The sequence below is a fragment of the Bacillus sp. SCT118 genome, from assembly GCF_058566435.1.
Genome location: NZ_CP191225.1, coordinates 2,165,326 through 2,179,632, shown reverse-complemented (window position 1 = coordinate 2,179,632; position 14,307 = coordinate 2,165,326). Strand labels below are relative to the sequence as shown.

Here is a 14,307-nt window from a genome sequence, read left to right as displayed (position 1 = left end):
TTACCGAATTATGCCATAAATGGGTAAAGGGAGAGAGGAATGAAAAGGGTTAATCGTTTAACTTTGGTTTGCTTAGGCTTAGTCTCAAGTTTTAATCTTCCGAATGCTGAAGCAAAGCTAACGATGGATTAAACAAATGTAAATTTTGTTTTGAGCGAGGAATCAACAATTGTCTTCATGACAGATAATTTCGACCGGAATTTTGACCTCACTTGGTTATAAATTCACAATACACAATAATAAAGACTGTACTCTAAATATGAAACTTAGCAGAATAGCTCTAACTGATGGATATTTTCAAGGAGCGAGAAAGAATTCCAGGAAGTTATTTGGACTACAGTGCAGCAGATCGAGTAGAAGGTGATCAGTTGGAAGAAATAACAAAAAAGTCCAGGCTGCGGCGATGTGTGGATAAAAGGTATTTATGGATTTGAACATGAAGAGCGGGTTTATTAAATTCAGCGAGGTCAAGGATCCATTATAAACTTAATGATCATTTTAAGTGATCAAAAATAACTAAAAGGTGAGAATATGATTAAATCAAAGTTAAAAACGATTATAGACCAAAGAAAGAACAGTATCCGGAAACTTTCCAGAGATATTGATCATGAGTATCCAACTGTCAGAAAGCTATATAATGACGAAATGGAGCGGTATCCGAGAGAGCTGTTTGATAAAGTCTGGCCCTATCAAAACATCGAACTGCATGAGTTGTTGATATTCCAAAAAGATCATATTCCTAAAGTGAGAATGTCTAAATGAAGATAATGGAGTATATGGAAGAAAGGTTTCAAAACCTCGAATTCATTCCTAGCATCTATAATCAATGGGGCATAGGAATCCATTTTTGTCTTGGGGAAAATATCTATCAACTCAAAGAGAAAGAAGAATTGAATCTTAAGAGGTTCCAAGTTGTATATGAGCAAATAACAATCATTTTTAATGAATTATTTGAACAAAACGATGACATATTCCTTGTGACGAATATGTATAAGCACAAAAAGAAAGAGAAATGTATAAGAAAATTAAAGGTGTATCAACCGTTTCTAAAATGTAAAAATCATTTGAATCAAATTATGTTGAAGACATATCCTTACCCTTTCGAAATCAATAAAGCTGAAGAATACGAGATGCAACAATTTTCCTTGTTATGCAAACCTCGAGACTTACGTGTAACTGAATTACTTAAAGCAGCCAGTAACGAAGATTTTCCATTGAAACCGAAATTCGGAGGCTATTCTATTGATTACCCTGATGTTTTCTTTGTGAACATTACAAAGGACATTATTTTCTTTATCTATGATGACCGTGGATGTGAAGTCATAGCTCTTGATTTCAAACGAATACGTCCACTTTATGAAAAATATCACGACTGGGTAGAAGAGTATAAGTGCATGTAATACTCTTTTATAAAACGATTTATATCAGGAAAGGCAGAATTAGATTATGAGAGATCTGCATTTTTATTAGTATTTGATGAAAGATTAGTGGATTTTGATTCTCAAGGCGGAAACCATATTAGTGTTTATTAGTTACTCACTTTGAGTTATCTGATCAGTCGTATAAAGATGTATTAAGCTTTAATGGTGATCTTTTAGGTATGAAGCATAATTGTTCGTATGCAATGGATATTCTAAGCGTTAAAGAAGAACTTGATTTCGATTTCCCATTTAATATGCTTGCAATAAAAAGCTACGTACAAGAATTAATAAAAATGTTAGGGATTGATATAACTCTGCCTGAAAATGAAAGAAAGAGATTTTGACAAACTTTCTCAAGACTAAATAAAACTACAATTTTAAGGAAAACGGAGACTTGCTTTCAATATGAATATTAGAAAAGCTGCAGCTATTTTTTCAATCACGATTCCAATTATCTCAGCTATCTTAATTATTAATTTTTTTACGGGAGTTATGTCATTTCCATGGCAAGGAATGCCGGTGTTTTTTCCAATATTACTTTCTCCTATAGGAATCATTTTAGCGTTCGTTTCAATAAAGACAAATAAACGGTGTGCTGTATATGGGATTGTCTTAAATGCAATTATGTTTCCATTTCCTTTTTTCTGGTTTATAGGAGGGACTTTGTTATTTGGAGTTTAAAATTTAAAGAATAGCGGAGGTACCATTTTGTGGTTATATAAACCGTTAGGCAGTTACGCTTATACATTGGTATTTTCAAGCTTATCATATGGTCTAGTCTTTGGCTTGTATATGTTTGTTTATTCAAGTTTTATGGCGATCGCATTAATCACAATAGGAATCATAGCATTCTACTCATTTATCACTTACTTATTATTTGCTATTCCTTTGCAAAAATTACTAAGAAGAAGGCCCAGAAAATTCAGTTTGATCAATTTGTTAATTTATGCTGCAGTAGCCTTTTTAGCTGTGTTTTTTTTCTGGTTTGTTGATTATCCGTCAAATGCTCTTACCGTATTCTGAAGCTTTGGGTATTACATTATGAGCATTATTGCTGCGTTAATTTATTGGTTCTGGGACTTAATATTTCTGCGAATTTAAATTTGATTTAAATAATGTGTTTACACCGTTCACAATAAGTAAAGGCTGCTGAAACAAACAGAGTAAATATTCAGATTGTTTAATTAATCCGAGAGCATAAGAAGTGTTATTTTTAATTGGGGGAATTGACTTGAATTTTTTTATTTGGATTGTAATGTTATAGTTATTTTTGGCGGCCTCTATGCAGGTTACAAAAGGAATAGGAAGAACTTTTAAAAATGATGAAAAGTTAAATACATAAATTTCTTTGTATATGACTGTCGGATACCAAAAGCAAAAAGAGCATTAAACTAAATGCTCTTTTTCATTCCACAACATCGGCATTCACGCATCAAAAGGAGGGGGATACCATGAAAAAATTAGTTTTATTATCCAGCTTTTTCGGGATTGTGCTATCAATTATTGGACAATTATTTGGAGTCCTAACAGATTTCTTTATTTCAGGTATTGCACGACTTATAGGGGTTTTAGCCGGTATCCTAGTATTACTTAGCCTGAAGTCAAGAAATACAGAAATGCAGGCATTTATAGTGAGTTCAAGTACTGCCCTGGGAATAATGGGTGCAGGAATTTTATATTTTCCAGCAGCGATTGTCAATGTCTTAATTGGGTTTAAGCTAAACAAAAAGTTAAAAGAAGAAAACACTAAGGAGCAGATCTGAATAGACTGCTTTTGGTTGGAGAACCTGGGGAATGAAGTATACTATGAATTTAAAATTCTATACACTTATTATAACAAATGGAACCGATTTTTTTAAGTAATACAAAAGGCTTTTTAGATGAAAGAATTCTTTTAAAGTGGAGATTGTAAAAATGATCTTCAGGGTTTTTAGAGTTTTAAAATCTTACCTGTTTAAACTTTCTGAAAAAGATGTTGAAAAAGTCGAAAGGATTTTATAATATTAAATCAAGTTAGTTTGTTCGGTCAACAAACTAATGAGATGAACTTTCATTGTCCACAAGATAAGGTCTTACTGAATATGGATGGAAGGGGGATAAGAGGGTCGATTTAATGGAGCTAAACAATATAAGAAACGAAAGAATGAGGCTTTTATCCTTTTCCAGATATATAAGGCATATCGAAAAAAGATGAATTTTTTGCTTGCTGATCACCATATTTTTTTGCACTGTTTTGAAAGCGCTTTTATAAACGTTTACTGACCGTAAATTCGAGAAATTGTTATACCGTTTCACACTGTTCCATATTAAAGGATCGAAAAGGGGAGAAATCATGCTCAGTGAAAATGTAAAGAAGATTAGCATGGTTGAAAAAGTTGGATATGCGTCTGGAGATTTTGCTTGTAATTTAATTTATGCAACAGTGTCTACGTATCTTTTGTTCTTCTATACAGATGTTTTTGGTTTATCGGCAGCAGCAGCCGGTACTATGTTTTTAGTGGTTAGAATAATCGACGCTCTCGCTGATCCTTTTATTGGAACAATAGTTGACAGAACGAACAGCAGATTTGGACGCTTTAGACCGTATCTTTTATTCGGAGCTTTTCCATTTGTCATACTGGCAATACTCTGTTTTACAACACCAGACTTTTCGGATATGGGGAAATTAATATATGCCTATATGACCTATGTTGGCTTGTCGCTTACATACACTACGATAAACGTTCCATATGGCGCGTTAACTTCTGCAATGACTAGAAATAATCAAGAAGTGGTTAGTATAACATCAGTTCGTATGTTATTTGCGAATCTTGGGGGACTTGTCGTTGCATTTTTTGTTCCCTTACTGGCTGCTTATTTAAGCGATACTTCCGGCAACGAATCTCTTGGCTGGCAACTAACCATGGGTATTTTGGGAATGATAGGCGGGTGCCTTTTAATCTTTTGTTTTAAAAGCACAAAAGAGCGTGTCACTCTTCAAAAATCCGAAGAAAAAATTAAATTTACGGATATATTTGAGCAGTTTCGTGTTAATCGTCCACTTGTTGTATTAAGTATTTTCTTTATTATTATTTTTGGAGTGAATTCCATCAGTAATTCGGTTGGCATTTATTACGTAACGTATAACTTAGAAAGAGAGGATTTGGTGAAGTGGTACGGTTTGATAGGCAGTTTGCCCGCTTTGGTCATTTTACCGTTTATTCCAAGGCTTCATCAATTTTTGGGGAAGAAGAAATTACTAAACTATGCATTATTACTGAATATGATCGGCCTCTTAGCTTTACTGTTTGTTCCGCCAAGTAATGTATACCTCATACTTGTCTGTCGATTAATCGCTGCTGCTGGAAGTCTCACTGCCGGGGGATATATGTGGGCGCTTATTCCTGAAACAATAGAATATGGAGAGTACAGGACTGGGAAAAGAATGGGTGGGCTCATTTACGCTATAATCGGATTTTTCTTTAAGTTTGGTATGGCCTTAGGAGGAGTTGTTCCGGGTCTGGTTCTTGATAAGTTTGGATATGTGGCAAATCAGGCACAAACCCCGACGGCATTAATGGGGATTTTAATTACAACAACCATTATTCCCGTGTTCTTGCTTGTTCTAGCTTTAATTGATATTAATTTCTATAACTTAGATGAGAAAAAATATAAAAACATGGTTCGAGAATTAGAGAATAGAGACAAAGTTTATTTGGATCATATTGATGATTTCAAGGCTTAAAAAAGAAAATAAACTGAGGAGGAGTCCCAAATGAAGATTACCAATCCAGTACTCAAAGGATTCAATCCCGATCCAAGTATTTGTAGGGCAGGAGAGGATTATTATATCGCGGTATCTACATTTGAGTGGTTCCCGGGAGTCCAGATACACCACTCAAAAGATTTAGTAAATTGGCACTTAGTTGCACATCCATTACAGAGAATTTCACAATTAGACATGAAAGGAAATCCAAATTCAGGTGGGGTTTGGGCACCATGTTTAAGCTATAGTGATGGGAAGTTTTGGCTGATCTATACGGATGTTAAGGTAGTAGATGGCGCATGGAAAGATTGTCACAATTATTTAGTTACTTGTGAAACGATTAATGGTGATTGGAGTGAGCCGATTACATTAAATAGCTCGGGGTTTGATGCTTCTTTGTTCCATGATACGGATGGAAAAAAGTATTTATTAAATATGTTATGGGATCACCGTATTGATCGGCACTCATTTGGAGGAATTGTTATACAGGAATATTCTGATAAAGAGCAAAAATTAATCGGTAAACCAAAAGTTATATTTGAAGGAACTGATAGAAAACTGACAGAAGCTCCGCACCTTTATCATATCGGGAACTATTATTATTTATTAACTGCAGAAGGAGGAACACGGTACGAACATGCTGCTACAATTGCCCGTTCTGCAAATATTGAGGGGCCATATGAAGTTCATCCCGATAATCCAATCTTAACGTCATGGCATGACCCAGGAAATCCATTGCAAAAATGTGGTCATGCATCCATTGTTCAAACACATACAGATGAGTGGTATTTAGCTCATTTAACGGGACGTCCTATTCATCCTGAAGATGATTCAATTTTTCAGCAGAGAGGATATTGTCCTTTGGGCAGAGAAACAGCTATTCAAAAACTTTACTGGAAAGACGAATGGCCCTATGTAGTAGGTGGAAAAGAAGGAAGCTTGGAGGTAGATGCACCATCTATACCCGAAACAATATTTGAAGCAACGTACCCGGAAGTTGATGAATTTGAGGATTCAACATTAAATATAAATTTTCAAACGTTAAGGATTCCATTCACGAATGAATTAGGTTCATTGACTCAAGCGCCAAATCATTTACGATTATTCGGTCATGAATCATTAACCTCGACATTTACTCAGGCATTTGTAGCCAGACGCTGGCAAAGTCTCCATTTTGAAGCGGAAACTGCTGTTGAGTTTTATCCGGAAAATTTTCAACAAGCCGCTGGATTGGTGAATTATTACAATACAGAGAACTGGACGGCTCTTCAAGTCACGCATGATGAAGAACTGGGCCGCATTCTTGAATTAACAATATGTGACAACTTTTCTTTTTCACAGCCATTACACAATAAAATTGTTATTCCTCGTGAAGTAAAGTATGTATATTTAAGAGTAAATATTGAAAAGGACAAATATTATTATTTTTATTCTTTTAACAAAGAAGTTTGGCACAAAATTGACATTGCATTAGAATCGAAAAAATTATCGGATGATTACATTCGTGGGGGAGGATTCTTCACAGGGGCCTTTGTAGGGATGCAATGCCAAGATACCAGTGGTAATCATATTCCGGCCGACTTTAGATATTTTCGTTATAAAGAAAAATAATTAGCACATGAAAAAGGAGATTTCTATTTTAGAACTCCTTTTTCATATGAGAAGGTGCCTATGTCACTATTGCTTCAGAAATACTCCTAGAATAAAAAAACTCATCTTTAAAGATGAGCAGTCCATTCCTTAAAAAATTACATTGTAATCATGTCCAGAAAATGATCAATCACAATGGAGGACATTCCTAATGCCGGTGCATTCTGTCCTAAGGAAGATGGCAATAATTCATAGCTATTGCCTAGTTGGGAATAAACCCTTGACGATACTTCACTTCTCATTGAATTTAAAACCATAGGATGCGATTCAATTATGCTATTTCTTAAAATTACGGCCTGTGGGTTGAAAGTATTTAAAATATTGGTAAGGCCTATTCCTAAATAGAATCCAAAATTTTGTAATGCATTTAAGGTTCCGATATCATTCAGATGGGCGAGGTCTATGATATCTTGATAGGACAGTTTTTTCTCTTTGGTCTGAAGAGATTTTAATAAAGCCTTCTCTGAAGCATACAATTCCCAGCATCCTCGGTTTCCGCAACTGCATTTAGGACCATTAAAGTCTATTGTCATATGTCCCATTTCTCCAGAGAAGCCGCTTACTCCTCTATATAAATGATTGTTGATAATAACACCGATCCCTATCCCTGTGCTGATACTTACGTAAATAATGTTATCGTGATTTTTTGCAGCTCCAAATACTTTCTCTCCATATGCACCAGCATTTGCCTCATTTTCAATAAAAACAGGCACATTGTACTTCTCTTGTATCGAAGATTTTAAGTCAATATCTCTCCAGTTAGAGTTCGGAGTGAAAACAATTTTTTGATTTTTATCAATGAGTCCAGGCACGCAAATACCTATACCAATAAGCCCGTACGGAGATTGGGGCATATGCGTAATAAAGTGATGAATCATATCAATCAAAATGTCTTTCGTTATTTCTGGAGAATTGGATTCCAAATGGCGGTATTGATCAAGAACGATCGTTCCTTCAAGGTCTGTTAAAATGCCATTGATATAATCCACACCAACATCAATTCCTACGGAGTATCCTGCCTTTTTATTAAAAACAAGCATGACAGGTCTTCTTCCGCCACTTGATTGTCCTTGACCTATTTCAAATACCAGATTTTCTTTCATTAACGTGTTTACCTGTGATGAAACAGTTGATTTATTTAATCCAGTCATTTCAGATAATTTTGCTCTTGAAATAGGTGAATTTTTAAGGATTTCTTTTAATAATAACTTTTGATTTACTTTTTTGACAAAGGTTTGATCAGCGATATCCACTTCATCCACTCCATTTGTTTAATCTTTAAATTAAGTATGAACATAGTACATAGCGAATCTTCCCTTTATTATATCTAATGTGTTCATAAAAAACTAAAAAAAATATTGAAAATACTGATGAGGTTATATAAGATGAAAATAAGTTAGTTTGTTTAAACAACAAACTAATAGTAACTTACAAGATGAAATAAAATGCATTTGTATTTGAATGATCATGTTTTGAATTTATTTTTAAGGGGGAAATTACATGGCTCAATCTCATTCCAGTTCAATCAACTATTTTGGAAGCGCAAACAAAGTGGTTTACGAAGGGAAAGATTCGACTAATCCTTTAGCATTTAAATATTATAATCCTCAAGAAGTAATCGGCGGAAAAACGATGAAAGAGCATTTGCGATTTTCTATTGCCTATTGGCATACATTTACTGCTGATGGTACAGACGTTTTTGGAGCAGCTACGATGCAAAGACCATGGGATCACTATAAAGGCATGGATCTAGCGAAGATGAGAGTAGAAGCAGCATTTGAGATGTTTGAAAAACTAGATGCACCATTCTTTGCTTTTCATGACCGGGATATTGCACCAGAAGGCAGTACGCTAAAAGAGACAAACCAAAATTTAGATATGATCGTGGGCATGATTAAAGATTACATGAGAAATAGCGGCGTTAAGCTATTATGGAATACCGCAAACATGTTTACGAATCCCCGTTTCGTCCATGGTGCCGCGACTTCTTGCAATGCAGATGTGTTTGCGTATGCTGCAGCACAAGTGAAAAAAGGGTTAGAAACAGCAAAAGAGCTTGGCGCTGAGAACTATGTATTTTGGGGCGGCCGTGAAGGATATGAAACATTGTTAAATACCGATTTGAAATTTGAGCTTGATAATTTGGCTAGATTTATGCATATGGCAGTGGATTATGCGAAGGAAATCGGGTACACAGGGCAGTTTTTGATTGAGCCAAAACCAAAAGAGCCGACCACCCATCAATACGATACAGATGCAGCAACAACTATTGCCTTTTTGAAGCAATATGGCTTAGACAATCATTTTAAATTAAATCTTGAAGCCAATCATGCCACATTAGCTGGGCATACATTCGAACATGAATTGCGCATGGCAAGAGTACATGGTCTGCTTGGCTCTGTTGACGCAAACCAGGGTCATCCTCTTTTAGGCTGGGACACGGATGAATTTCCGACGGATTTATATTCTACGACATTAGCAATGTACGAAATCCTGCAAAATGGCGGCCTAGGAAGCGGCGGATTAAACTTTGACGCGAAGGTCAGAAGATCTTCTTTTGAGCCTGATGATCTAATATATGCCCATATTGCAGGGATGGATGCATTTGCAAGAGGATTGAAAGTTGCCCACAAATTAATCGAAGATCGTGTGTTTGAAGATGTGATTCAACATCGTTACCGCAGCTTTACTGAAGGGATTGGTCTTGAAATTATAGAAGGAAGAGCTAATTTCCACACACTTGAGCAATATGCGCTAAATCATAAATCAATTAAAAACGAATCTGGAAGACAGGAGAAATTAAAAGCGATATTGAACCAATACATTTTAGAAGTATAACAGGATAAGCTCCAGATCCTGCTATCAATACCAAGTCACTGAATTACCCGTCATGATTCCTTTCCTATTGCTTGTTGTTATGACGGGTAACTTCTATAATTAGGATTTATTTAGAGTGAATGGTTTTTTAAAAGGGCAAGGAGTGAAAAAATGAAGTATGTCATTGGAATAGATCTTGGAACGAGTGCTGTTAAAACCATTTTAGTTAACCAAAACGGCAAGGTTTGTGCAGAAACGTCCAAAAGGTATCCGCTCATCCAAGAGAGGGCGGGATATAGTGAGCAAAATCCTGAAGAATGGGTGCAGCAAACAATTGAAGCATTGGCTGAATTGGTTTCTATATCCAATGTTCAAGCCAAGGATATTGACGGGATAAGCTATTCGGGACAAATGCATGGATTAGTACTGCTTGACCAAGATCGTCAGGTGTTACGTAATGCAATTCTTTGGAATGATACCAGAACAACGCCTCAATGTATAAGGATGACCGAGAAATTTGGCGATCATCTTCTTGACATCACAAAAAACCGTGTTTTAGAAGGGTTTACATTACCTAAAATGTTATGGGTAAAGGAACATGAACCTGAACTTTTTAAAAAAACTGCTGTGTTTTTGCTTCCGAAAGACTATGTGCGATTCCGTATGACCGGTGCCATTCACACCGAATACTCCGATGCAGCAGGAACTTTACTTTTACATATTACCCGCAAGGAGTGGAGCAATGATATTTGCAATCAAATTGGTATTTCTGCAGATATTTGTCCTCCGCTTGTTGAATCTCATGATTGTGTAGGATCGCTGCTTCCGCACGTTGCCGCGAAGACCGGGCTATTAGAAAAAACAAAAGTGTACGCTGGGGGAGCAGATAATGCTTGCGGCGCTATTGGAGCAGGTATCCTTTCTTCCGGAAAAACTTTATGCAGTATTGGGACCTCAGGGGTCATCCTTTCCTACGAAGAAGAAAAAGAAAGAGACTTTAAAGGGAAAATCCACTTTTTTAATCATGGAAAAAAGGATTCTTTTTATACGATGGGCGTCACGCTCGCTGCAGGATACAGCTTGGACTGGTTTAAAAGAACGTTTGCACCAAACGAATCGTTTGAGCAATTATTGCAGGGAGTGGAAGCTATTCCGATAGGAGCTAATGGACTGCTATACACTCCTTATTTGGTTGGTGAAAGAACGCCGCATGCTGATTCTTCTATTCGGGGAAGCTTGATCGGAATGGATGGAGCCCACAATAGAAAGCACTTTTTGAGGGCAATAATGGAAGGTATTACATTCTCTTTACATGAATCAATTGAGTTATTCCGCGAAGCGGGAAAATCAGTTCATACTGTTGTTTCTATTGGTGGGGGAGCTAAAAATGATACGTGGCTGCAAATGCAAGCTGATATTTTCAATGCGAGGGTGATTAAGTTAGAAAATGAACAAGGGCCAGCTATGGGAGCTGCAATGCTGGCTGCCTTTGGAAGCGGTTGGTTTGAATCCCTTGAAGAATGTGCAGAGCAGTTCATTCGTGAGGCTGCTGCATTTTATCCAAAGGCGCAAAATGTTCAAAAATATAAAACACTATTTGATTTGTATAAGAACATTTACACTCACACAAAGGATCTCAATACAGCTTTGAAGAGCTTTCGAAAAAACTAATGATGTTATTGTCCGGAGATCAACCGAAAAACAATTAATGATCAATCATCATCAAAGGCCTTTGATGACATGGCTGCCTTCTTTTGAAAAGATGGTGAGAACAAGGTATCGCAACCTTTAAACAGTATTGGAGTGTCCAGCAGACAAAACGAACGAGCGGAATCGTATTCTGTCAGCGAACACTTCAAGAAGTGGGGAAGCTTAGGAATGCCAATGGGTAAGATGTATGAAACCGCGCTAACGACGGTAGAGGGATCTCTTGATTTATGATGAAATAGGAAGGATGTTTACACACAAATAACCCCCTCACATTGACGTGAAGGGGTGTTTTTTATTGTTACTATACAGCGGAAATTTTACAGGCTAGTTGCATGATTTTAGCTTGATAAGCAGAATGGAAACTAGACACGCCATCATCTCTTTCTCATTCTTTGGAAACTGCATTCTGCTAGGTTTGCTGCTTTTTTTAACAAACAGTGTTTTTCTATTTCACACAGCCATTAAATCCTCTGTTCGTCACATAACCGCTCTTACTCCAAATTGACAGTTTATCTGATTTTGCTTCTTGCTCATCTAGTCTGAATTGGTCTATGTATTTTGTGTTAGGCTCATATACATATGCTACTCTGGCCAATCCCTCTTTCAATAATGTCTCTTGAACAGATTTGCCGTCAACATAAACGTATGCTAACAGTCTTCCATACTTATCTCTGCGATCGCCTTTATCAAATTCCAGCTGTAGCTTACCGCTGTTGACCAATTCTTTATTTCGTTTCGACGCATCCTCACCGTATGGTTGAACACAAGAATTTGGTTTCTTCGTCTCAGGTGTATCAATGAGCAAGTAGCGAACTGTGTCTTTCTTTCCGTTGTAAATAACCTTAATCGTATCTCCATCTATTGCTCTGTCTAATGTAACATTGACCAATTTCTTCTGCTTTTTTGAATGAGGCGTGCCGGCCTTTTGTTCTGTCTGATTATATTCATTAGATTGAGTATCTTGAGAGACTTGCTCCGTCCCATTAGAATCTGAATGGTTTTTGGCTGCGTGATTTGATCCGCAAGCTGCCAAAGTAATACTTAAAACGATTGCGATCATACTGATCAAAATCTTCTTCATATTGATTCCCTCTTTATCATTTTCTCTTTTCGCGATTAAACATCATCATTATAACGATATGGACATTTTTTGTGAATGGAAAACTTCAAGGGAACTTATAACACTCAAATTGCCAATAGTTAACTTCACAACGAGATGATCAAAACATCACCATCACATAGCGGAAATAAATAATCCTGAAAATAATATTGACTGAAAATGCTTTTGGAATTATGATAATATGAGAAATGACAATGATGTGACAAAAACATTACTACAACATAACAACTAATAGCTTAGGTTTATTCTACTGTCTAAAAATGTAAACGGTTACAAATCCAGAGGCGAAAATCTAAGATAGAGATGACTTTAGTTTTGACTCAATATCCACACTGAAAGAGCTTATTAAGTATACTTAATAAAGGCAGGGGAAATGGATATGAATGAACATCGAAATCGAAGGTTGAAATTAATAATGATTTCAGCAACTTTTGGAGGTCTTCTCTTTGGATATGACACCGGAGTTATAAATGGAGCTTTACCTTTTATGGCAAGGCCAGATCAGCTTGATTTAACACCGGTTACAGAAGGGCTTGTTACGAGTATTCTTTTATTAGGTGCCGCATTTGGAGCGTTGTTATGCGGAAGATTGGCTGATCGATATGGCCGACGTAAAATGATCCTTAATCTTTCCTTTTTATTTTTCCTGGCATCACTGGGAACAGCGTTAGCACCTAATGTTTTCATCATGGCGGCCTTTCGTTTTTTACTGGGGCTGGCTGTTGGAGGAGCCTCGGCGATGGTGCCGGCCTTTTTAGCAGAAATGGCACCGCATGAAAAGAGAGGGCGTATGGTAACCCAAAATGAACTAATGATTGTTGGCGGGCAATTTTTAGCATATGTTTTTAATGCGATCCTCGGTGTAACAATGGCAAATACGGGACATGTTTGGAGATACATGCTAGTCATTTGTGCTGTTCCGGCTATCATGTTATTTGCCAGTATGCTTAAGGTACCAGAAAGCCCGCGATGGCTAATCTCCAAAGGCAAAAACAGTGAGGCGCTGCGTGTTCTTAAACAAATTCGAGAAGATAAACGTGCAGAAGCTGAATGTAGAGAAATTCAAGAAGCGGTAGAAAAAGATACAACACTAGAAAAGGCATCACTCAAGGACTTTTCTACACCATGGCTGCGCCGTCTTTTATGGATTGGAATCGGTGTTGCCATCGTGAATCAAATTACAGGTGTGAACTCGATTATGTATTATGGCACACAAATTCTTAAAGAATCTGGTTTTGGTACAAAAGCGGCTTTAATCGCTAATATTGGAAATGGGCTGATATCAGTTATTGCAGTTATATTTGGGATTTGGCTGGTCGGGAAAGTGAGACGGCGTCCAATATTATTGATTGGTTTGGCGGGGACGACTACAGCTCTCCTATTGATTGCGATTTTCTCAATTGTGCTTGATGGATCTATGGCACTTCCTTATGTAGTGCTTTCTTTGACCGTTTTATTTCTTGCCTTTATGCAAGGGTGTGTAGGACCTGTGACTTGGCTTGTCATAGCGGAAATATTCCCTCAAAGGTTAAGAGGACTTGGTTCTGGGATAAGTGTTTTTTTCCTTTGGATATTAAACTTTGTGATCGGTTTTGCTTTCCCGATCTTGCTTAGCTCTGTAGGTTTGTCTTTTACATTCTTTATATTTGTGGCTTTAGGTGTATTGGCAATCGGTTTTGTATACAAATTCATGCCGGAAACAAAGGGGCGTACACTTGAAGAATTAGAAGAGCATTTTCGTTCTCGACACGATCATAATACTCCTGAACAATCAATTATTGAGGTATAAATATGTTGAAAATCTCTCTTCTTATAGGAGGAATTTTTTTAGTTTCAGAAAAAAC

11 protein-coding genes and 3 pseudogenes are annotated in these 14,307 nt (G+C 36.7%); 12 read left to right on the top strand and 2 right to left on the bottom strand.

Features of this window, described 5'->3' with window-relative positions:
* Positions 1-531 precede the first annotated feature (531 nt).
* From ACQVGT_RS11335 to xynB, 8 genes and pseudogenes are all read left to right on the top strand, one after another.
* A complete protein-coding gene (locus tag ACQVGT_RS11335) occupies positions 532-762 on the top strand; it encodes a helix-turn-helix domain-containing protein (protein WP_015383736.1) in 231 nt (76 codons plus the stop codon).
* Entirely contained in the window at positions 759-1,400 is a 642-nt protein-coding gene (locus ACQVGT_RS11330; protein ID WP_015383737.1) for a DUF3885 domain-containing protein, read from the top strand. Before ACQVGT_RS11335 ends, ACQVGT_RS11330 begins: the two co-directional genes overlap by 4 nt.
* A 21-nt stretch (positions 1,401-1,421) precedes the next feature.
* Positions 1,422-1,784: pseudogene (locus ACQVGT_RS11325) on the top strand (hypothetical protein).
* Positions 1,785-1,826: 42 nt separating this feature from the next.
* Positions 1,827-2,102, top strand: a complete 276-nt coding sequence (locus ACQVGT_RS11320) for a YnaG family membrane protein (RefSeq protein WP_015483265.1) — start codon at positions 1,827-1,829, stop codon at positions 2,100-2,102.
* 24 nt (positions 2,103-2,126) lie between these two features.
* A pseudogene (locus ACQVGT_RS11315) lies at positions 2,127-2,522 on the top strand (UPF0715 family protein).
* Positions 2,523-2,872: 350 nt separating this feature from the next.
* Positions 2,873-3,184 carry a hypothetical protein gene (locus ACQVGT_RS11310; protein ID WP_015483267.1) on the top strand — a complete coding sequence of 104 codons (312 nt, stop codon included), beginning with the start codon at positions 2,873-2,875 and terminating at the stop codon, positions 3,182-3,184.
* Between the two features lie 569 nt (positions 3,185-3,753).
* Entirely contained in the window at positions 3,754-5,145 is a 1,392-nt protein-coding gene (locus ACQVGT_RS11305) for an MFS transporter (protein ID WP_015383740.1), read from the top strand.
* Positions 5,146-5,175: 30 nt separating this feature from the next.
* Positions 5,176-6,777: a xylan 1,4-beta-xylosidase gene (gene xynB / locus ACQVGT_RS11300; RefSeq protein WP_015383741.1), complete on the top strand. Its 1,602-nt coding sequence runs from the start codon at positions 5,176-5,178 to the stop codon at positions 6,775-6,777.
* Positions 6,778-6,914: 137 nt separating this feature from the next.
* Here xynB and xylR read toward each other — a convergent pair whose 3' ends face one another.
* Complete coding sequence (gene xylR, locus ACQVGT_RS11295) at positions 6,915-8,069, bottom strand: transcriptional repressor XylR (protein WP_015483268.1); 1,155 nt, start codon at positions 8,067-8,069, stop codon at positions 6,915-6,917.
* 247 nt (positions 8,070-8,316) lie between these two features.
* On the opposite strand from xylR, the gene xylA reads away from it, so the two are divergent.
* From xylA to ACQVGT_RS11280, 3 genes and pseudogenes are all read left to right on the top strand, one after another.
* Positions 8,317-9,654, top strand: coding sequence for a xylose isomerase (xylA, locus tag ACQVGT_RS11290; protein ID WP_015383743.1), 1,338 nt, complete (start codon positions 8,317-8,319; stop codon positions 9,652-9,654).
* 150 nt (positions 9,655-9,804) lie between these two features.
* Positions 9,805-11,304 carry a xylulokinase gene (xylB, locus tag ACQVGT_RS11285; RefSeq protein ID WP_015383744.1) on the top strand — a complete coding sequence of 500 codons (1,500 nt, stop codon included), beginning with the start codon at positions 9,805-9,807 and terminating at the stop codon, positions 11,302-11,304.
* Between the two features lie 104 nt (positions 11,305-11,408).
* A pseudogene (locus tag ACQVGT_RS11280) lies at positions 11,409-11,574 on the top strand (glycoside hydrolase family 11 protein); the annotation flags it as partial.
* Between the two features lie 214 nt (positions 11,575-11,788).
* On the opposite strand, the gene yncB reads toward ACQVGT_RS11280, so the two are convergent.
* Positions 11,789-12,424 (bottom strand): endonuclease YncB, encoded by a 636-nt coding sequence (gene yncB / locus ACQVGT_RS11275; RefSeq protein WP_015383746.1) that lies wholly within the window; start codon positions 12,422-12,424, stop codon positions 11,789-11,791.
* A gap of 412 nt (positions 12,425-12,836) precedes the next feature.
* On the opposite strand from yncB, the gene ACQVGT_RS11270 reads away from it, so the two are divergent.
* Positions 12,837-14,252, top strand: coding sequence for a sugar porter family MFS transporter (locus ACQVGT_RS11270; RefSeq protein ID WP_015383747.1), 1,416 nt, complete (start codon positions 12,837-12,839; stop codon positions 14,250-14,252).
* Positions 14,253-14,307 lie beyond the last annotated feature (55 nt).

What these genes read in the sequence shown, in the direction of transcription:
- ACQVGT_RS11335 (WP_015383736.1), top strand. Translation starts at nt 532, where the DNA reads ATGATTAAATCAAAGTTAAAAACGATTATAGACCAAAGAAAGAACAGT.
- ACQVGT_RS11330 (WP_015383737.1), top strand. Translation starts at nt 759, where the DNA reads ATGAAGATAATGGAGTATATGGAAGAAAGGTTTCAAAACCTCGAATTC.
- ACQVGT_RS11320 (WP_015483265.1), top strand. Translation starts at nt 1,827, where the DNA reads ATGAATATTAGAAAAGCTGCAGCTATTTTTTCAATCACGATTCCAATT.
- ACQVGT_RS11310 (WP_015483267.1), top strand. Translation starts at nt 2,873, where the DNA reads ATGAAAAAATTAGTTTTATTATCCAGCTTTTTCGGGATTGTGCTATCA.
- ACQVGT_RS11305 (WP_015383740.1), top strand. Translation starts at nt 3,754, where the DNA reads ATGCTCAGTGAAAATGTAAAGAAGATTAGCATGGTTGAAAAAGTTGGA.
- xynB (WP_015383741.1), top strand. Translation starts at nt 5,176, where the DNA reads ATGAAGATTACCAATCCAGTACTCAAAGGATTCAATCCCGATCCAAGT.
- xylA (WP_015383743.1), top strand. Translation starts at nt 8,317, where the DNA reads ATGGCTCAATCTCATTCCAGTTCAATCAACTATTTTGGAAGCGCAAAC.
- xylB (WP_015383744.1), top strand. Translation starts at nt 9,805, where the DNA reads ATGAAGTATGTCATTGGAATAGATCTTGGAACGAGTGCTGTTAAAACC.
- yncB (WP_015383746.1), bottom strand. Translation starts at nt 12,424, where the DNA reads ATGAAGAAGATTTTGATCAGTATGATCGCAATCGTTTTAAGTATTACT.
- ACQVGT_RS11270 (WP_015383747.1), top strand. Translation starts at nt 12,837, where the DNA reads ATGGATATGAATGAACATCGAAATCGAAGGTTGAAATTAATAATGATT.